General features: G+C 69.3%; 11 protein-coding genes. 2 read left to right on the top strand and 9 right to left on the bottom strand.

The annotated features are described in order from the left end of the window. Positions 1-59: 59 nt before the first annotated feature. From pks2 to mutA, 5 genes are all read right to left on the bottom strand, one after another. On the bottom strand, positions 60-6341 hold the full coding sequence (gene pks2 / locus ASE48_RS01025; protein ID WP_057165561.1) for a sulfolipid-1 biosynthesis phthioceranic/hydroxyphthioceranic acid synthase: 6282 nt from the start codon (positions 6339-6341) through the stop codon (positions 60-62). Positions 6342-7110: 769 nt separating this feature from the next. Continuing rightward, positions 7111-8424 carry a serine hydrolase domain-containing protein gene (locus tag ASE48_RS01020; RefSeq protein WP_057165140.1) on the bottom strand — a complete coding sequence of 438 codons (1314 nt, stop codon included), beginning with the start codon at positions 8422-8424 and terminating at the stop codon, positions 7111-7113. Positions 8425-8520: 96 nt separating this feature from the next. Further along, positions 8521-9498 (bottom strand): methylmalonyl Co-A mutase-associated GTPase MeaB, encoded by a 978-nt coding sequence (gene meaB / locus ASE48_RS01015; protein WP_057165139.1) that lies wholly within the window; start codon positions 9496-9498, stop codon positions 8521-8523. Beyond that, positions 9499-11766, bottom strand: coding sequence for a methylmalonyl-CoA mutase (scpA, locus tag ASE48_RS01010; RefSeq protein WP_057165138.1), 2268 nt, complete (start codon positions 11764-11766; stop codon positions 9499-9501). A gap of 3 nt (positions 11767-11769) precedes the next feature. Then, positions 11770-13629 carry a methylmalonyl-CoA mutase small subunit gene (gene mutA, locus ASE48_RS01005; RefSeq protein WP_057165137.1) on the bottom strand — a complete coding sequence of 620 codons (1860 nt, stop codon included), beginning with the start codon at positions 13627-13629 and terminating at the stop codon, positions 11770-11772. A gap of 173 nt (positions 13630-13802) precedes the next feature. Between mutA and ASE48_RS01000 the strand changes: the two genes are divergently transcribed. Beyond that, positions 13803-14537, top strand: coding sequence for a TVP38/TMEM64 family protein (locus ASE48_RS01000; RefSeq protein WP_057165136.1), 735 nt, complete (start codon positions 13803-13805; stop codon positions 14535-14537). A 3-nt stretch (positions 14538-14540) separates the two neighbouring features. Here ASE48_RS01000 and ASE48_RS00995 read toward each other — a convergent pair whose 3' ends face one another. The 3 genes from ASE48_RS00995 to ASE48_RS00985 all read right to left on the bottom strand — a co-directional run bounded on the left by ASE48_RS00995 (position 14541) and on the right by ASE48_RS00985 (position 17733). After that, a complete protein-coding gene (locus ASE48_RS00995) occupies positions 14541-15845 on the bottom strand; it encodes a hypothetical protein (protein ID WP_156408992.1) in 1305 nt (434 codons plus the stop codon). A gap of 200 nt (positions 15846-16045) precedes the next feature. Continuing rightward, positions 16046-17263, bottom strand: a complete 1218-nt coding sequence (locus ASE48_RS00990) for an SPFH domain-containing protein (protein WP_057165134.1) — start codon at positions 17261-17263, stop codon at positions 16046-16048. A gap of 38 nt (positions 17264-17301) precedes the next feature. Continuing rightward, complete coding sequence (locus tag ASE48_RS00985; RefSeq protein ID WP_057165133.1) at positions 17302-17733, bottom strand: NfeD family protein; 432 nt, start codon at positions 17731-17733, stop codon at positions 17302-17304. Positions 17734-17791: 58 nt separating this feature from the next. On the opposite strand from ASE48_RS00985, the gene ASE48_RS00980 reads away from it, so the two are divergent. After that, complete coding sequence (locus ASE48_RS00980; RefSeq protein ID WP_057165132.1) at positions 17792-18640, top strand: hypothetical protein; 849 nt, start codon at positions 17792-17794, stop codon at positions 18638-18640. Here the strand turns inward: ASE48_RS00980 and ASE48_RS00975 are convergent. Continuing rightward, positions 18615-19646 (bottom strand): ferrochelatase, encoded by a 1032-nt coding sequence (locus ASE48_RS00975; RefSeq protein ID WP_057165131.1) that lies wholly within the window; start codon positions 19644-19646, stop codon positions 18615-18617. The two genes, ASE48_RS00980 and ASE48_RS00975, sit on opposite strands and share 26 nt — an antisense overlap.

Raw genomic sequence — 19646 nt, 5'->3', positions numbered from 1 at the left:
TTCATCTCCTGTTTCGACGACGTCCGACCCCGTGCTGAGCGACGCTGCGCAACCCGTGATCACGACGGAACCGATACTTCGTCAGGTGCCAGCACATCGCACAAGCGATCCGCGAGCACCCTGATCGTGGAAATATCTGTCGATCCGATACGAATACCTGTCTCCGCTTCGATGCGGGTGCGTACTTCGAGCGTGCCGAGCGAATCGAGCCCGTACTCGGCGAGCGGGCGGTCCGGGTCGACCGACCGGCGCAAGATCAGGCTGATCTGCTCGGAGATCATCCGGCGCATCCGCGCCGGCCACTCGTCCCGCGGCAGCTCATGCAACTCTGCAAGGAATACGCTGCCGGTGTTGCGCTGCCCCGACGATTGGAACGCCTCGGCGAACTTGCTCGTCTGAGCGAACGCGGCCAGCCACGGTGTGCCGACCACGGGCGCGTAACCACTGTAGGCACGATCGTGCCGCAGGAGGGTCTCGAACGCAAAGGCACCTTCCTCCGGTGCGATCGCTGCCTCGCTGCTTTCGGCCAGTGCCACACCCGCGCCGATCTCGGCCCACGGGCCCCACGCGATCGACGTGCTGGGCAGGCTCTGGCTGCGACGCCAGTGCGTGAACGCGTCCAGCCAGCTGTTCGCGGCGGCGTAGGCACCCTGGCCCGGGGAGCCGACCAGTGCGGCCGCCGAGGAGAACACGCAGAACCAGTCCAGGGTCTGCTTGGTGGTCGCCCGGTGCAGGTTCAGCGCACCGTAGACCTTCGGCGCCCAGTCGCGTTCCACCAGCTCATCGGTGATGTTGGGGATCGCGGCATCCTCGATGACGGCGGCGCCGTGCAGCACACCGCGCAACGGCAGGCCGGTGGCACAGGCCGCCACGACCAGTCGCTCGGCGGTTTCGGGCTCGGCGATGTCCCCGAGTTCGACCTCGACCTCGGTGCCGGCACGACGGATCCGCTCCACGACCTCCTTGGCGGCGGCGGACGGTGCCGAGCGGCCGTTCAGGATGATCCGTCCGGCGCCGGAATCGGCCAGCTTCTCGGCGAGGAAAAGACCGAGACCGCCGAGACCACCGGTGACGACGTACGCGCCGTCGCGACGGACCGCCTGCGCCTCCTCGGGCGGCACGACCGCGTTGATCTGACCGCCGTGCGGAATGTCGAGCACCAGCTTGCCGGTGTGCTCGGCGGCACCCATCACGCGGATGGCGGTGGCGCCGTCCTCGAGCGGGTAGTGCGTCGTCTCCGGGAGCGGCAGCACGCCGTCGGCGATCTGCTGGTAGCAGACCTCCAGCAGGCGCCGCAGGGTGTCGGAGTTGGTCAGCGACAGCAGCGCCAGGTCGACGGCGTAGAACGACAGGTTGCGGCGGAACGGGAACAGCCCCATCCGGGTGTCGCCGTAGATGTCGCGCTTGCCGATCTCGACGAACCGGCCGCCGAAGGACAGCAGTTCCAGGCCGGCCTTCTGGGCCGCGCCGGTCAGCGAGTTCAGCACGATGTCCACGCCGTAGCCGTCGGTGTCCCGGCGGATCTCGTCGGCGAAGGCGGTGCTGCGCGAGTCGTAGACATGCTCGATGCCCATGCCGCGCAGCAGTTCCCGCCGGGCTTCGCTGCCCGCGGTGGCGTAGATGTCGGCGCCGGCGGCCCGCGCGATGGCGATGGCCGCCTGTCCCACACCGCCGGTGGCGGAATGGATGAGCACCTTGTCACCGGCGGTGATCCGGGCCAGGTCGTGCAGGCTGTACCAGGCGGTGGCATGGGCGCTGGGCACCGCGGCGGCACGATTGGTCGGCAGCCCCGGTGGCAGCGTGACGGCCAGGTTGGCATCACAGGTCACGAACGTCGCCCAGGCGCCGTCGGCGGAGATGCCACCGACCCGGTCGCCCACCTTGTGGCCGGTGACACCCGGACCGACAGCGGTGACCACACCGGCGAAGTCCGCACCCAGCTTGGGCATCCGGCCCTCGAAGCTCGGGTACTTGCCGAATGCCACCAGGACGTCGGCGAAGTTCAGGTTGGACGCGGTGACCGAGACCTCGATCTGCCCGGGCCCGGGCGCGACCCGCTCGAAGGCGGCCAGCTCCAGGGACTGGATGTCACCGGGCGTGCGGATCTGCAGACGCATCCCCTCACGGGCCGGGTTGACCACCGTGGTGCGCCGCTCCTCCGGGCGCAGCGGCCCGGGGACCAGACGCGCGACGTACCACTTGGATCCGCGCCAGGCGGTCTCGTCCTCGTCGGAACCCGACACCAGCTGCGCGGCGATCTGCGCGGCGTCGGTGTAGTCATCGACGTCGATCTGGGTGGTCTTCAGCTGCGGGAACTCGGTGCCGATCACCCGCACCAGACCACGCAGACCGGCCTCGTCGAGGTTGGCCGAATCGTCGGACAGCACGGTCTGGGCGTTGCGGGTCAGGACATGCAGCCGCGGCGCCTCCCCCGGCGTCTCCGGCAGCTCGCGCACGATCTTCACCAGGTGGCGCACGTTGTCGCCGCCACGCACACCGGACTGCTCGTCGGTGACACCGTGCCGCGGCGGGGTGACCACCAGCACGTCGCCGAACTGCTGCGCGGCCAACTGCTCACGCAGGCGTGCCGCATGTGCGTCGTGGTCGGAGTGCTGCGGCCACACCATGGTGGTGACGTCGATGTCGTGGCTCTTGAGCGCGTCGGCCAGCTTGGTGGCCAGCAGATCGGCGGCATCGGAGGTGCTGATCAGCAGCCAGCGGCCGGCATCGTGGTAGTCCACCTCGGGCAGTTCCTGCTGACGCCACTCGATGGTCAGCAGCCGGTCGCTGAAGGTGCGATCACGCTGGCCGCTGTCGGAGACGCCGGTGCCGACGCGCAAACCACCGACGGCGAGCAGCACAGCGCCGTTCTCGTCGAGCAGGTCCAGGTCCACCTCGACCGCGGCGGGGGTGACGCTGACGATGCGGGCGTAGCAGTAGTGCGCGTTGCGGGTGGAGCCGTAGGCGCGCAGGCGCCGCACACCCAGCGGCAGCATCAGGGTGCCGGTGGTGTCGCTGCGCAGCACCGGATGGGCACCGACGGCCTGGAAGCAGGCGTCCAGTAGCGCCGGGTGCACCCCGTAAGCGCCTTGCTGGGACCGGATGGATCCGGGCAGCGCCACCTCGGCGAGCACCGAGTCGGAGGGACCACCGGCGTTGTCGCCGGTATTGGTGTCACTGACGTTGACCGCCACCAGACCGGCGAAGGCCGGGCCGTACTGGACGCCACGCTGGTTGTACCAGCCGCGCATCTCGGCGCCGTCGATGCGCAGCGGGTGCGCAGCGATCACGGCATCGATGTCCACCGCGGCGGGCGCGTTCTCGTCCTCGCCGGTACGCAGCGCGGCCGAGGCCCTCTTGACCTGCTCGCCCTGCAGGTAGGTTTCCACCGCAAAATGGGCGCTACCGGCCCCGGTGACCGTGGCGGCCGCGGAGACCTCGGTGGTGTCCTCCAGCAGCAGCAGCTGATCGAAGCTGATGTCGTGCACCTCGCCGGTGTCACCGAGGACGGTGCGCGCGGCGGCCAGCGCCATCTCGCAGTAGGCGGCACCGGGCAGCGCGGCAACGTTGTGCACCTGGTGGTCGCCCAGCCAGGGCTGGGTCTCGGTGCCGATGTCGGCTTGCCAGGCGTGGCGTTCGGGCTCCTCGGGCAGCCGCACGTGCGCACCCAGCAGCGGATGCACGGCGATGGTGGCGCCGCCGGGGGCCAGTTCGTGCGGATCGCGCACGAGCATGAGCTCGCGGTGCGTCCAGGTCGGCAGCGGGGCGTCGACGAGGTTGCCGGACGGGTACAGCACCGAGAAGTCGATCTGGGCGCCCGCGTTGTGCAGGTCGGCGAGCACCCCGCGCAGGCCGTACGGCATTTCCTGTTCGCGGCGCACGCTGGCCAGCGCGGCGTGGCTGATGTCGAGGCTGCTGGCCGTCTGGTCGACGGCGTGGGTCAGCAGCGGGTGCGGGGACAGCTCGGTGAACACCCGGTAGCCGTCTTCCAGGGCGGCCTGCACGGCAGCGGCGAAGCGCACCGCGTGGCGCAGGTTGTCCACCCAGTAGTCGGCGTCCCAGTCGGCGATGTCGCGCGGGTCGTACAGCGTGGCCGAGTAGTACTCGACGTTCGGCTCGGACGGGTCCAGATCCTCCAGCGCGTCGGCCAGGTCATCGAGGATCGGATCGACCTGAGGCGAGTGCGATGCCACGTCCACGGCGACCTCACGGGCCATCACGTCGCGGCTCTCCCAGTCGGCCACCAGTTCGCGGATCGACTCCTTGGCGCCACCGACGACGGTCGACTTGGGCGACGCGACCACCGACAGCACCACATCGTTGATGCCGCGCGCGGCCAGCTCGGAGAGCACCTGCTGGGCGGGCAGCTCCACCGAGGCCATGGCGCCGGAACCGGCGATGGTGGCCATCAGCTTGGACCGCCGGCAGATCACCTTGACGGCGTCCTCCAGCGTCAGCACACCGGAGACGAACGCCGCGGCGACCTCGCCCATCGAGTGGCCGATGACCGCGCCGGGCAGCACGCCGTAGGCCTTGAGCGTCGCGGCCAGCGCCACCTGCATGGTGAAGACGGTGGGCTGCACCTTGTTGATGCCGGTCACGGTGACCGAGGAACGCAGCTCCTCGGTGACCGAGAAGCCGGACTCGGCGGCGATCAGCGGTTCGATCTCGGCGACGGCCGCGGCGAAGGCGGGTTCGCTCTCGAGCAGGCCGGCACCCATCGCCGCCCACTGGGAGCCCTGGCCGGAGAACACCATCACCGGGCCGCGATCGTCCTTGGCCACCGCACCCTGATAGGGCGTCTCGCCGTCGGCGACCTCGCGCAGCGCCTCGATGAGGGAGGCGTGATCGTGGGCCAGCACGGTGGTGCGCACCGGGCGGTGTGCCCGGCGGCGGGCCAGGGTGTAGGCCAGGTCGTGCAGGTTCAGCGTGTCGGTGCGCTCGGCGACCCAGTCGGCCAGCCGTCCCGCGGTACTGCGCAGTCCCTCGGCCGAGGTCGATGACAGCACGAAGATCTGCGGTCCCTCGGCGGCGGCGCTGGTGTCCGCGGCGGCCGGGGCTTCCTCCAGGACCGCGTGCACGTTGGTGCCGGACAGACCGTAGGCGGAGACCGCGGCGCGGCGGGGCTGCGCACCGGCCGGCCACGGGGCGGGGGACGTCGGGACGTAGAGGTCGGTCTTGATGCTCGCGAGCTCGTCGGGCAGCCGGGTGAAGTGGATGTTCGGCGGCACCGTGGCGTGCTGCAGGGCGAGCACGCTCTTGATCAGGCCGATGGTGCCCGATGCGGACTGGGAGTGTCCGAAGTTGGTCTTGGACGAGCCGAGTGCGACGGGCCCGCTGGCGCCGTAGACCGCGGCCAGGCTGGAGAACTCGATCGGGTCGCCGACCGGGGTGCCCGTGCCGTGCGCCTCGATCAGCCCGACGGTCGCCGGGTCGATCGCGCCGGCGGCCAGCGCTTCCTGGTAGACGGCCACCTGCGCGTCACGCGACGGGGTGGCGATGTTGACGGTGTGGCCGTCCTGGTTGGCGGCGGTGCCGCGGACGACCGCAAGGATGCGGTCGCCGTCACGCTCGGCATCGGCGAGTCGCTTCAGCAGCACCACGCCGGTGGCCTCGCCGGGGACGAAGCCGTCCGCTGCGGCGTCGAACGCATGGCAGTGGCCGGTGGGCGAGAGCATGCCCTGGGCCGAACCCGAGGACAGCTTGCGGGGCTCCAGCACGATGTTCACGCCACCGGCGAGCACCATGTCGCTCTCGCCCTCGTGCAGGCTCCTGGCGCCCATGTGCAGGGCCAGCAGACCCGAGGAGCAGGCCGAGTCCACCGAGAAGGCGGGGCCGCGGGCACCGAGGTGATAGGAGATGCGCCCGGAAGCCAGGCTGAAGTTGTTGCCGGTGAAGCCGTAGGGGCCCTCGATGGCGTGGGCGTCGGCCGCGACGAGTTGGTAGTCGCCATGGGTCAGGCCCATGAACACGCCCGTGCGAGAGCCCTCCAGGGACGCCGGATCGACACCGGCGTGCTCGATGGCCTCCCAGGCCGTCTCCAGCAGCAGCCGGTGCTGCGGGTCGACCGCGGTGGCCTCGCGGTCGCTGATGCCGAAGAAGTCGGCGTCGAAGCCCGCTACGTCGTCGAGGAAGGCGCCCCACTTGGACACCGAGCGGCCGGGGACACCGGGCTCGGGGTCGTAGTACTCGTCGGCATCCCAGCGGCTCTCCGGGATCGTGGTGACAAAGTCCTGACCGTTCAGCAGCGCCTGCCACAACTGGTCAGGTGAGTCGATTCCGCCAGGCAATCGGCACGCCATCCCGATGACGGCGACCGCTGTGACAGGTGTCTCAACCACGTAGTTCAAACCTCTTCCAGGCGGGTACTGCTGGACCGAGCAAGCAAGTCTGCGGCGTGGGGACTACCTTGGGCGCCTTTGCGCGCAGGCCCTGTTTCCCTTCCCGCACCTTGCTGAGACTCGTCCGTGAGTCGGTAGCGTAGTCGTCTCCGTTGACGATGGCGTTAAAAACTGAGCAAATCCACTGAGGACTCTACAGCTTCAAGAGCCGCGACGCGCAGGCTACACCAGCTACATCCTCGACATCCAGCAACTTCCCGATAGTGCCGCAACCTGCGGATCCATTGTCTTATTGACGTTTTAGTAAATGTGACGCGGCTCACCTTGTCAAGTCGGGTATTAGCCAGACCTCAGCTCAGCAAACAAGTTTGGCAAACTTATCAACCGCTGTGACGTCAGCCCGGAGGCCCACATCGCCGTCCAGCCGACTCACAGGTTCACCTCCTCGGCGTCACTAGCACTGGAAACACGCGTAACAACTACCCCAGAGTAAGGAAGGCCGCCTTCGCGCGGGGCGGTTTCGCGGCGGCCGCCCAGGACGTGACGGGTCTTTTGGCAATTCAAAGATGGGTAACGGAAACCACGCGTGCGGGTGCGGCGACCATTCCTTGCGCGACCAGCCGGAGTTCCGCTTCGGGAGGCGTTGCACAGCAATGGCACAGCCAACTATCGAGACCCCCAGCAATATCCTGCAACCGGCGGTACCACCTGCATATTTGCGGGGGCAAGCAAAACTTTCGGCAACCGAAATGACCCTCCGGAAAGGGGGTCAGACAGCCTCTGCGGAGGGCCTCGCGAAGGCGGCTCCCAGCCGTGGAACCGCCTGGAAACCACGATCGCGTGCGCGCGCCGCGCCGCGCCGGATGAACGCCGCGGTCGCGACGAAGCCCGCCTGATCGGCGACCACCAGCGGGGTGAGCAGACGGTTGTGCACGTAGCCGAAGGCAAGTCCGGTGGCCGGATCGGCCCAGCCGAGCGAGCCGCCCAGCCCGACGTGCCCGAAGCCCGGCAGCACGCCGGGGAACGGCAGCGAGTGGTAGCCGAGGTGGAAAGCCATCGGCAGACCGAGCGAGCCGTCCGGATGCAGACTCCGCGGGCCGGTCAGGCCGGCCACCAGATCACGGGACAGGAACCTGGTGCCGTCGAGGTCTCCCCCGTTGGCGATCGCGCCGTACATCCGGGCCAGCGCCCGCGCCGTCGCGACGCCGTTGGCCGACGCCATCTCGCTGTCCAGCAGCGGGGTGTCGCCCTGCACCATCGACTTCATGCCGGGGAAGTACAGCGCGCCGAGTCCGCCGGACAGCGGCAAGGCGGCCAGATGGGGCGCCACCGCGTTGAAGATCGGATTCTGCAGGTGCCGCTGCGGGCCGATGATCTGCGCCGGCTGTGTCGGTGCCGCCACCGGCGGACGGCCCAGGTGCATACCGTCGACACCGAGGGGCGCCGCCAGCTCTCTGCGGAACAGCTCGCGCATCCCCAGGCCGGTCACCGAGCGGGCCAGACCGGAGACCAGCCAGCCGTAGGTCACCGCGTGATACGCCGGGCGCCCGCGCAGCAGCCCGGCGGGCGCGGCGGCGATGCGCTCCTCCATCTTGGCGTGGTCGAGCAGATCCGCCCGGCTGACCCCGTTGAGTTGGGACAGGCCGGCCCGGTGCCGCAGCACCTCACGAACCGTGATCGCGGCCTTGCCGTTGGCGCCGAACTCCGGCCAGTACTCGGCCATCGGTGCGTCGTAATCGATGAGCCCGCGGTCCACCAGGCGGTGGATGACGGTGGAGGCCATCCCCTTCGTCGCGGAGAACACCATCGCGCCGGTATCGGCCGTCCAGCGCTGCCTGCCCTTGCGGTCCGCCCAGCCCGTCCAGACGTCGACGACGGGTACGCCGTCCAGATAGACCGACAGCGCGCCGCCGCCGAACCGACGGTGACCGAACAGCTTGGAGAACGCCGACACGGCGCACGCGAAGTTGGGGTCGGCCGCACCCTGAACCCCGTGGGGCAGCGTGCAGTCATCAGGGGTCGCCGCGCTATTGCCGCTCTCGGTGCGCGCCGCGCTGCGCTCACCATCTATTGCGTAGGTCACAGTCAAACCAATTTACCTCGCCGTCTGGCTAACTAGCGAGGGGCGTTACCTATCCGTAAGACCAGGCCGGTTCCCGAAACGGTAACCTTGCCCAGCTCACCCGTCTGCGGCGTCGAGGATCTGCTGGGCCGCGAGCGCCGGAGTCAGCTCACCATCGCGCACCTGACGCTCCAGCTCGGCGCGGATGCGCTTGACCTCGGGATTGCTGAGCACCCGGTCCAGCACCGTGTCGCGGACCATCGCCCACGTCCAGTTCACCTGCTGTTTGCGGCGTCGGGCATCGAACTCGCCGGCATCGGTCAGCACCTTGCGATGCTTCTCGACGGTTTCCCACAGCTCCGCAAGGCCATCGCCGGTCAACGCGCTCATGGTGAGAACCGGTGGCCGCCAAAGAGTTTCGCGCGGGTAGATGAGGCGTAGCGCACCGGTCAGTTCACGCGCGGCGGCCTTGGCCTCCACCGCATGCTCCCCGTCGGCCTTGTTGACCACCACCACATCGGCGAGCTCGAGGACACCCTTCTTGATGCCCTGCAACTGATCGCCGGTCCGGGCCAGGGTCAGGAAGACGAAGCTGTCCACCATGTCGGACACCGTCACCTCGGACTGCCCGACGCCCACCGTCTCGACGAGGATGACGTCGAATCCGGCCGCCTCCAGCAGCACGATCGTCTCGCGCGTCGCGCGGGCCACCCCGCCGAGGGTGCCCGAGGTCGGTGACGGACGGATATAGGCGTCCGGGTGCACAGCAAGCTTGGCCATCCGGGTCTTGTCCCCGAGGATCGATCCGCCGGTGCGCGTCGAGGACGGATCGACGGCCAGTACGGCCACCCGGTGCCCGGCTTCGATCAGGTGCATGCCGAGCGCCTCGATGGTCGTCGACTTCCCGACGCCCGGCACACCGGTGATGCCCACGTGGACGGCACTGCCCGCTTCCGGCATCAGCTCCAGCAGCAATTCCTGGGCCTTCTGCCGGTGATCGGTACGCGTCGACTCGACGAGGGTGATCGCCCGCGCCAGACCCGAGCGGTCCCCACCGCGTACCGCCGCGGCCAGCTCGGCCACTGAAGGGCTCATCTAGCTCAGTGTGTAGCCGAGTCGGTCGGCGAGCTTGTGCAGCAGGCCGATGGCGGCATCGGCGATCACGGTGCCCGGCGGGAAGATGGCGGTCGCGCCGGCTTCGTAGAGCTCGTCGAAGTCACCGGGCGGGATCACACCGCCGACCACGACCATGATGTCGGGGCGGCCCACCTCGGCCAGCGCGTCGCGCAGAGCGGGCACCAGCGTCAGGTGTCCGGCGGCCAGCGAGGACACCCCGACGACGTGCACGTCGTTGTCGGCGGCCTGGCGCGCCACCTCGTCGGGGGTGGAGAACAGCGAGCCGACGTCGACGTCGAAACCGATGTCGGCGAAGGCGGTCGCGATCACCTTCTGCCCGCGGTCGTGGCCGTCCTGTCCCATCTTGGCGACCAGGATGCGCGGGCGGCGACCATCGGCGTCGGCGAACTTCTCCACCAGATCCGTTGCGGTAGCCACATTCCCAGCCTTCCCGACCTCGTCGCGGTAGACCCCGGCGATGGTGCGGATCTCGGCCTGATGCCGGCCGTAGACCTTCTCCAGGGCGTCGGAGATCTCGCCGACGGTGGCGTGCACCCGGGCGGCGTTGATGGCCAGCGCCATCAGGTTGTTGCCCAGCCCGTCCTCCCCGGCGGCCACGTTCTCGCCTGCGGCACGGGTCAATTCGGCCAGTGCCGCCTGGGTGGCCGCCTCGTCACGGTCGGCACGCAGTTGGGCCAGCTTGGCCAGCTGCTCGGTGCGCACCCGGCTGTTCTCGACCTTGAGGACCTCGATCTCCTGGTCCTCGGCCACCGCGTACTTGTTGATGCCGATGACCGGCTGGGCACCGGAATCGATGCGCGCCTGGGTCCGCGCGGCGGCCTCTTCGATGCGCAGTTTCGGGATGCCCTCACCGATGGCCTGGGCCATGCCGCCGTACTCGGCGACCTCCTTGAGGTGGGCGCGGGCCTTCTCGGCGAGCTGATGGGTCAGCCATTCCACGTAGTACGAGCCGCCCCACGGGTCGATCGGCCGGGTGGTACCGGACTCCTGCTGCAGCAGCAGCTGGGTGTTGCGGGCGATGCGGGCCGAGAAGTCGGTCGGCAGCGCCAGCGCCTCGTCGAGTGCATTGGTGTGCAGCGACTGGGTGTGACCCTGGGTGGCGGCCATCGCCTCGATACAGGTGCGGGCCACGTTGTTGAACGGGTCCTGGGCGGTCAGCGACCAGCCCGAGGTCTGCGAATGGGTGCGCAGAGACTGGGATTTCGCGCTCTTCGGATCGAACTGCGCGACCAGCTCGCTCCACAGCAGCCGGCCCGCGCGCAGCTTGGCGACCTCCATGAAGAAGTTCATCCCGATGCCCCAGAAGAAGGACAGCCGGGGCGCGAACTTGTCGATGTCCAGCCCGGCATCGAGGCCGGCCTTGATGTATTCGACGCCGTCGGCCAGCGTGTAGGCGAGCTCCAGATCGGCCGTGGCACCGGCCTCCTGGATGTGGTACCCCGAGATCGAGATGCTGTTGTACTTGGGCATCTTGGTGCTGGTGTAGCCGAAGATGTCGGAGATGATCCGCATGGACGGCTTCGGCGGATAGATGTAGGTGTTGCGGACCATGAACTCTTTGAGGATGTCGTTCTGGATGGTCCCGGCCAGCTTCTCCGGCGGCACACCCTGTTCCTCGGCGGCGGCGACGTAGAGCGCGAGGATCGGCAGCACGGCGCCGTTCATCGTCATCGACACCGAGACGGTGCCCAGATCGATCCCGTCGAACAGCTGGCGCATGTCCAGGATCGAGTCGATGGCCACACCGGCCATTCCGACATCGCCGGCGACCCGGGGATGATCGGAGTCGTAGCCGCGGTGGGTCGCCAGGTCGAAGGCGACCGACAGACCCTTCTGACCGGCGGCCAGATTTCGCCGGTAGAACGCGTTGGACTCGGCGGCGGTGGAGAAGCCGGCGTACTGGCGGATGGTCCACGGCTGGTTCACGTACATGGTCGGGTACGGGCCGCGGATGAACGGCGGCTCACCCGGGAAACTGTCCAGCGGGTAGCCCGCCGCGACCGCGCCATCGCGATCTGCGCCGATGTACACCGGCTTGACGTCGATGCCCTCCGGGGTCGACCAGACCAGCTGCTCGGGGGTGTAGCCGTGCGCGGCCGCGGCGACGCCGACCTGCTCGGTCACCGCTTCCGGCGTCGGCGTCTGCCCGGCGTCCTCGCCGTGCAACGGGATGTCGGCGAAACTGCCGATCGCAGCGGGGGTCTCGGTGATGTCGGATGCAGTCATGATTCAGGCCCCCAAACGGGTGAGCAGGGTCGCCAGCGCCTCGACGGCGTTGATCTTCGCGGTCAGGTACTCGTCGGGACGCGCAACGGCCTCCCCGATGGCCTTCTCCGGTCCGGCGAGATAGATGTGCGCTGCGCCGGCATCGCGTGCGGCAGCGACGACGGCCTCCGCCTCGGTGCCGTAGCGGGCGTCGGTGCCGCAGATCACCACGGCGCGGTGGCCGTCGACGGCCGCCGCGACCGCGGCCGCGTCGACCGTGCCCGGATTGACGACCTCGATGCCGCCGGAGGCCAGCAGGTTCGCGGCGAAGGTGGTCCGGATGTTGTGCTCGGCCAGCGGGCCCAGCGGCAGCAGCACCGCCTCGGGCCGTTTCCCGTGCTCGGCCAGGTGGGCATCCGAGCGGTCCCGCAGTGCCTCGAACCCGGCCGCGTACCGCACGATGCCGGTGGCTTCATCCGACTGCGGCAGCGGCTTCTCCCCCAGGTTCGGGAACTCGTTGACCCCGGTGAGCGAGGTCCGGCGGTGCGCGATGTCATCGGCGCGGGTGTCCCGCACCGCGGCGATCTGCTCGCTGAGGTGATCGCGCGCGTCCACGAATCCGCCACGGGACTCCAGATCCTGGAAGTGCGCCCAGGCCTGCTCGGCCAGCTGCGCCGTCAGGTCCTCGACGAACCACGACCCGGCCGACGGGTCGAGCACCCGGCCGAGGTGGGATTCCTCCAGCAGCAGCAGCTGCGTGTTGCGGGCCATACGGCGGGTGAAACTGGTTGCGGTGCCGGGCAATCCACCGGGAATGGCGGCATCGAACGGCGCCACCAGGACGGTGTCCGCGCCGCCGACACCGGCGGCGAACGCCGCCAGCGTGGTGCGCAGCATGTTCACCCAGGGATCGCGCCGGCTCATCATCGGCGCCGAGGAGACCGCGTGCACCACGGCGGCGCCGGCGGATCCGTCACCGGCGACCTCGGCCACCCGCGCCCACAATCGGCGCGCGGCGCGCAGTTTCGCGATCGTCATGAACTGGTCGTCGTCGGCGGCGAAGCGGAAGCTGATCTGGCGCAGGGCATCGGAGACGCTCAGTCCGGCCTCGGTCAGCAGCCGCAGGTAGCTCACCCCGGCCGCGATGGCCCCGGCCAGCTCCCAGGACGCGCTGGCACCCAGGTTGTGCAGCGCGGGACCGTCGACCGTCACGGTCCGCACCCCGGTCTGACCGGCCGTCCGCGCGGCGATCGCGGTGACATCGTCGATGCCGGCCGCGGGACGTCCGCTCAGCGGTGCCGTCAACGGGTCGGCGCCTAGATCCAGGGACACCCTGGCGCGTTGTTCGTCGTCGAAGTCGGCGATGAGCGCCAGCACGGCGTCGGCGGCGGCGACGTAGTCCGCGCCCGCGTCCAGCACCACCGGCACCAGATCGAGGTACACCCCGTCGAGCAGGTCTGCCAGTTCGGTCGGTGCCACCCCGGCTGGATCATTCCCCGTCGCTGCGCTCGCCCCGGCCGAACCGACCCGCAGCACCAGCGCGCTGGTGCCCTCGGTCAGCGCCAGCAGTAGTGCACCGTTGGCCTCCGAGGTACCGGACGCGACTGCCGGGAACTGTTCGGCGACCTTCCAGCCACTGAGCACATCGCGGCGGGCATCCCCGCCGCGGGCGAACGGCCACTGCCCGGGCAGCGGCGACTCGGGCACCCCGTCCAGGGCGGTGTAGAGCGGCCGGACCGGGAAACCTTCATAGGTCGGCGAGTCGAGCAGCCGCTCCGGTTCGGCGGGCAGATCCGCGGCGTCGCGCCGCAAGCTCTTCGCCAGCACGCCGGCGACACCGGAGCGCCAGCGCTCGCGATCCGATTCAATGACGCTCGAGGACACTCGCGGCTCCTGGGTTAAAAAGCGTTGTCTGACTTAGTTAGATTAGCCAGCTGTGACTGGCCTCTTTCACCTGAGGCTAAATGATCGGTATCACGGCAGCGTACGGCGGGCAAAAGCTACTGAGCAGTAGCGTTGGCGGCAACAGCGCCCGATGCCCCGTAGGGTTGGGAGACGTGAAACCCGTCGCCACCACGTTGCGCACGGTCTGGACCGCGGTGACGTCGACGGCCACTCAATTGCCCCGCCGTCGTGTGGTGGCCATCGCCGCCACAATTGTGATCCTCGTCGCAGTCGCGTTTCTGGTGCCGTTGCCCAGCGCGATCCAGCTGCGGGACTGGGCCACCGCGGCCGGCCCGTGGTTCCCGCTCGCCTTCTTCGCCGCCCATGTCGTGATGACGGTCTTCCCGTTTCCGCGGACCGCTTTCACGCTCGCGGCCGGCCTGCTGTTCGGGCCGCTGGTCGGCGTCAGCATCGCCGTCGTCGCGAGCACGCTCAGCGCCGTGCTGGCCGTCATCCTGGTGCGGGCGGTCGGCTGGCAACTCAGCCGCCTGACCCTGCACCCCCGGGTCGAGTCACTGGACGCCCGGTTGCGCGACCGCGGTTGGGTGACGGTGCTGTCGATGCGGATGATCCCGGCGGTACCGTTCGCCGTCCTCAACTACGCGGCGGGCGCCTCCGCGGTGCGACTGCTGCCCTACACGGTGGCCACCCTGATCGGGGTGTTCCCCGGGACGGCAGCGGTGGTCATCCTGGGCGATGCCCTCACCGGCAACATCAGCCCACTGCTGTTCCTGGTGTCGGCGTGCACCGCCGGCGTCGGACTGGCCGGGCTGGTCTACGAGATCCGGGTGCACCGCCGAACTCACCACCAACGACCGGCGGGCGACGAGCCCGCCGTCAACGGCTGACGGTCAGGCGGCCTGTTCCAAGGAGCTGTCCACCAGGCGCAGCTGACCGGCCCTCCGGGCCGCTGCTGGGCGTTTGGAGTGCAGCGTGATCATCGAGCCGGAGCGCACCACGCCCATCGGGCCCGAACCGGCGAAGCGTGCAATGCCCGCCACGCGGATCGCCCAGCCGGCCTTGGCCTGGCGGTAGCCGATCCGGATGCCGAGCGCGCAGATCACCAGCAGCCCGCCGACACCGGGGAGGGCCACCGCCGCCAGCGTCGCGATGGAGATCGGCACCAGCAGCGTGCTGACCGCACGGTCGAGGAACGTCTCGGGTGCGCCCGAGGCCGTCAGACCACTGACACCCAGCGACGCCGTGGTGATCGGGGCCATCCGCTGGACACTGACCGGGGTGACCGGGGACAGCACGGGCGCCGCGGGTGCGGGTGCCGCGACACCCGCACCGAGCGCGATGGCCGGGGTGTGCGGCAGCAGCAGCCCGGGCAGATCGATCGGACCGGACAGTGCGTTGGTCGGCCTGGCCTCCGGGTCGATGCCGATGGTGGCGACCGGCGGGGTGCTGACGCCCATCAGGGCGCCCAGCTCACCGGGCAGCGCCACGATGGTGCCGACCGAGGTGCTCACCGAGGTGAGCATGAACTCGATGGTGGTGATGACATCGGAGACCGGCGTGGTCGAACCGGGCAGCCCGACGAGCAACGCGGGGACCGCAGCCACCGTCTGGTGGGTCGCATTGAGCACCGAGGCCACGGTGTTACCGACGGTGTGGGCGACGTCGGGCAGCTTGTCGTAGGACAGCGGGGCCTTGACCGACACCGGCCGGGCCGGCGGCGGGCCGGCCGGCTTGGGCTTGGGGGTGCTGGAGTTGTTGGCCAGCGGGGTGCTCGCCGGTGCAACGGCGGGCTGCTGCTCGGGCGCGACCACCTCGGGATCGGTGACGACGGTCTCGGGCGCGGTGAGCTCGAGCTCGGTCGGGGTGGCGGAGGAGTCCGGAATGGTCGGGAGGGTGGTACGCGGACGGCCACCGAAGCCGGGCTGGGGGCGCTGGGCCGTCCACGGGCCGATCGTGCTGCGCACGCTGGTGAGCGACTGCCGCAATGATGCGCGCAGACCGGCACCGAGGTCGTTGCCGGATTTCGCGGTACCGCCCGTGGTGCCGGAGCTCTCGCCCTGCCCGGAGGTACCCGTGGAACCCGACGTGCCGCCGGAATCGGTGTCGGCAAGCGCCACGGCCGTGGGACCACCGACCAAAAGCATGGTGGACAGCACACCGGCGCCCACCGCGCTCCGCACGCCCGCCCTGCTCACAGCGTCCCCGTCATAACGTCGCCATTTCGTCCTCGCACCGGCAAAAGGCCCGGTCCACGGTCAGCAAATCACCAATATGCCATTAGACCATGCAATAAGTCCTACCGGCAGGAAAAATGTTCGACGCCGTCAATCAATCAGGGAAATCTCAGGCATCGCGCACGCAACCAGGTGGTGTATCGCGTACCGGGGTGCCGGTGTTACGGGGCGCGGTGGCTGCCGGGAGCCCCCGGCGGAGGCACCGGAGCACCGCCCAGCGCCTGCGTCTGGGTGGGCGCCTCCAGGGGTTCGGAAGGCGCCGAGCCCAGCGGCGGCACGGACTTTCGCGCCTCCGCCTCGGCCAGGGCCACCGCCCGGGCGATCTCCGGGTCGGTTTGGGTGTTGAACCAGTCCGCGACCTCTTCGGCGTCGTCCTCAGCGGACTTGGGTGAGTCGTCTGCCGGCGACGGGGTGTACCGGAACACACCGTCCTCCCCCGGCGCCCCGAGCAGCTTGGTGAAACCCTGCAGCGCGGATCCGAAATCACTGGGCACCAGCCACACCTTGTTGGCCTCGCCCTTGGCCATCAACGGCAGCGTCTGCAGGTACTGGTAGGCCAGCATCTCCGGGGTGGGACGGCCGTTCTTGATCGCCGCGAAGGTCTTCTCGATGGCCTTGGCCTGGCCCTGCGCCTGCAGGTATGCGGCGGCGCGTTCACCCTGCGCGCGCAGCATGCGGGACTGCCGGTCGGCCTCGGCGGCCAAGATCGCCGCCTGCTTGGCGCCTTCGGCCGACAGGATCTGTGCCTGCTTCTGCCCCTCGGCCGCCTTGATCGCGGCTTCCCGGCTGCCCTCGGCGGTCAGGATCATGGCGCGCTTCTCCCGGTCGGCGCGCATCTGCTTTTCCATCGAGTCCTGGATGGACGGCGGCGGGTCGATGCTGCGCAGCTCGACCCGGGCCACCCGCAGGCCCCACCGGCCGGTGGCCTCGTCGAGCACCCCGCGCAGCTGTCCATTGATGGAATCGCGTGAGGTCAGGGTCTGCTCCAGCGTCATCCCGCCGACGACGTTACGCAGCGTGGTGGTGGCCAGCTGCTCGACGCCGACGATGTAGTTGCTGATCTGGTAGACCGCCTTGGCCGGGTCGGTGACCTGGAAGTAGACGACGGTGTCGATGTTGACCGTCAGGTTGTCCTCGGTGATCACCGGCTGCGGCGGGAAGGACACCACCCGCTCCCGCAGGTCCACCCGGGCCCGGATCTTGTCCACGAACGGCAGCAGCAGTGTCAGCTGTCCGGACACCGTCTTGCTGTAGCGGCCGAGGCGCTCGATCACCGCGGCCTCGGCCTGCGGGATGAGCGCCACCGATTTGGCGACCACCACCACGGCAAAAATCACAAAGACCACAAGCAGTACGAGACCTACGAACGCACCGTCCATGACGACTCCCCTCCAGATCCAGTTTCGACTGCTGTTGCTCAGATGCCCCGGTAGACCACCGCGGTGGCACCGTCGATGTGCACGACGGTCACCCGGTCACCCGGTTCGAACACATCGTTGTCGTTGAGGGGCCGCGCCGTCCACACTTCGCCGTCAAGTTTCACCTGGCCGTCGTGCTGGGACACCTGGGAGAGCACCAGCGCGCCCTTGCCCTCCAGCGCCTTGGCCGGATCCAGCAGGCCGGTGTTCGACTCCATCCGCTTACGCAGCACGGGCCGCACCACGACGAGCAACAGCAACGAGACGACCAGGAACACGGCGCCGTCCGCCCAGATCGGCCAGTCGAACACGAAACCCGCGCCGGCGGCGGCCAGCGCGCCACCGCTGAGCATCAGGAGGAACAGGTCACCGGTCAGAGCTTCGGCGCCTGCCAGTCCCAGCGCTGCGACCAGCCATATCCATGCGGGCATGTGTGTCAGCGTAGCGAATCCGGCCGTATCTGCGACCGACAACTACACTGCCAGAACTATGTGGTGTCCGAGCGCTTCGCTGACGGTCTGGGTCAACGCCTGGCTTGCGGGCGTCGCCGCGCCCGACGATGTGCTCGACGCGCTATCCCAGTGGGCGCCAAAGCATTCCGTCACCGCCTACGATTCGGTGGCGGCGGGCTCCACCGGCCTGCCGTGGCCGGACCTGCACCACGCCGGAACCATGTCACTGCTGCAGACGATGCGGACCGCCGCCGGGCCGCCGCAGGGGGCGCCGCCGCTGACGCTGGTGCTGCCGGTCCCCGGCGATGTCCGCGGGCTGCCGCCGGACACTCAGTTCCAGCGCGACGCCATCACCATGGGTGAGGCGATCCTCGTCGGCCAGGATCCCCGCCGCTCGGTCGGCATGGTGCCCGAGTACATCTACGAGGACGTCGACGACCCGGATTTCGAGCCGGACCCGGTATCGCTGGCGTGGACGGTCTATTCGGCCGGGACCGCGGCTGTCGTCGAGCACAGCGATCTCGGTGATGCCGAGTACACGTTGCGGTCGGCGGTGCGCTCGGCCGCCGACGCCCTCGGCGCGTTGAGCGCCGGCATCGGCGCCGCCGACATCGACGATCCGCGCGGCATGGTCGAGCAGCTGCTGGAGGCAACCCGATTGCACCGGGTGCCCGATCACGCGCCGGAACGCGCGCTGCGGGTGCTGGAGAACGCGGCCCATGTGGACGCGATCATCACCGCCAGCTCCGGACTGATGCCGATCGGGCTTCAGACCAGTTCGGAGATACGCATCGCCTCGGACACCCTGCGGCCGTTGGCCTCGGTGGTGCGCACCGCCAGGCTCGCCGCCATCAGCGCGATCATGTACTCGGCCTGGGAGCGCTGACCGGCTCACAGGCCGGCGTGCAGAAGGCCCCGTCCACACTGCTGCCGTAACCCGGAACTGGTTGCGGCCCTGCGACTCTGGCCGGCTCGCCACCCAGGCGGAGCTCGTCGATCAGCCCGACGACCAGCTCGGCGAAACGGCGTTGGGCGTTCGGCGTGCTGGCCCGTGCCAGTGCAACCCCGGCGGCCTCGGCCTGTTCGGCGAGTTCGTTGTCGAGGTCCCACACCACCTCGATGTGGTCGGCGACGAATCCGATCGGACACGCGATGACGGCCTTGATTCCCTGCCCGACGAGGATCTCGAGATGATCGCCCACATCGGGTTCCAGCCAGGGCACCTGCGGTGGACCGGACCGGGACTGCCAGACGACGTCGAAATCCTGATAGCCGGCCGCGGCGGCCACCAGTTGCGATGCGTAGCGGACCTGACGCTCGTAGAGGTCGGTGCCGCACCGTGATGCGGCGCGCAGCGGTATCGAGTGTGCGGTGAACACCAGTCGCGCCCCGGCGCGCAGGTCCTCCGGAAGTGTCGCTGCGGCATCGGAAATGGCGTCGGCGAACATCCGCACGAACAGCGGGTGGTCGAAGTACTGGCGCAACTTCACCAGTTCCGGTGCCGACTCGCCCACCGCGGCACGCGCTCTGGTGATGTCCTCCTGATACTGCGCGCACCCGGAGTAGCCGCCCCAGGCCGAGGTGGAGAACACCGCAGCACGCCGAACACCGTTGTCGCGCATGGTCGCAACGGTGTCCTCGACGTAAGGTTCCCAGTTGCGGTTGCCGAAGTACACCGGCAGGTCGGTGACCGCCTCGATCTGCTCGATGAGCGCGCGGTTGATCCCGTTGATGGGCGAGACCCCGCCGAAGTGCAGATAGTGCTCGGCCACCGCCTCCAGACGCTCACGCGGGATACCCCGGCCCCGGGTGACGTTCTCCAGAAAGGGCATCACCTGCTCGGGGCCCTCCGGCCCTCCGAAGGAGAGCAGCAGCAGGGCATCAAACTCCAC

Origin of the sequence: Mycobacterium sp. Root265 (assembly GCF_001428895.1) — a bacterium.
Taxonomy (GTDB): Bacteria; Actinomycetota; Actinomycetes; order Mycobacteriales; family Mycobacteriaceae; genus Mycobacterium.
Note: the sequence above shows the minus strand (reverse complement) of the source record. Positions and strands in the feature narration are given on the sequence as shown.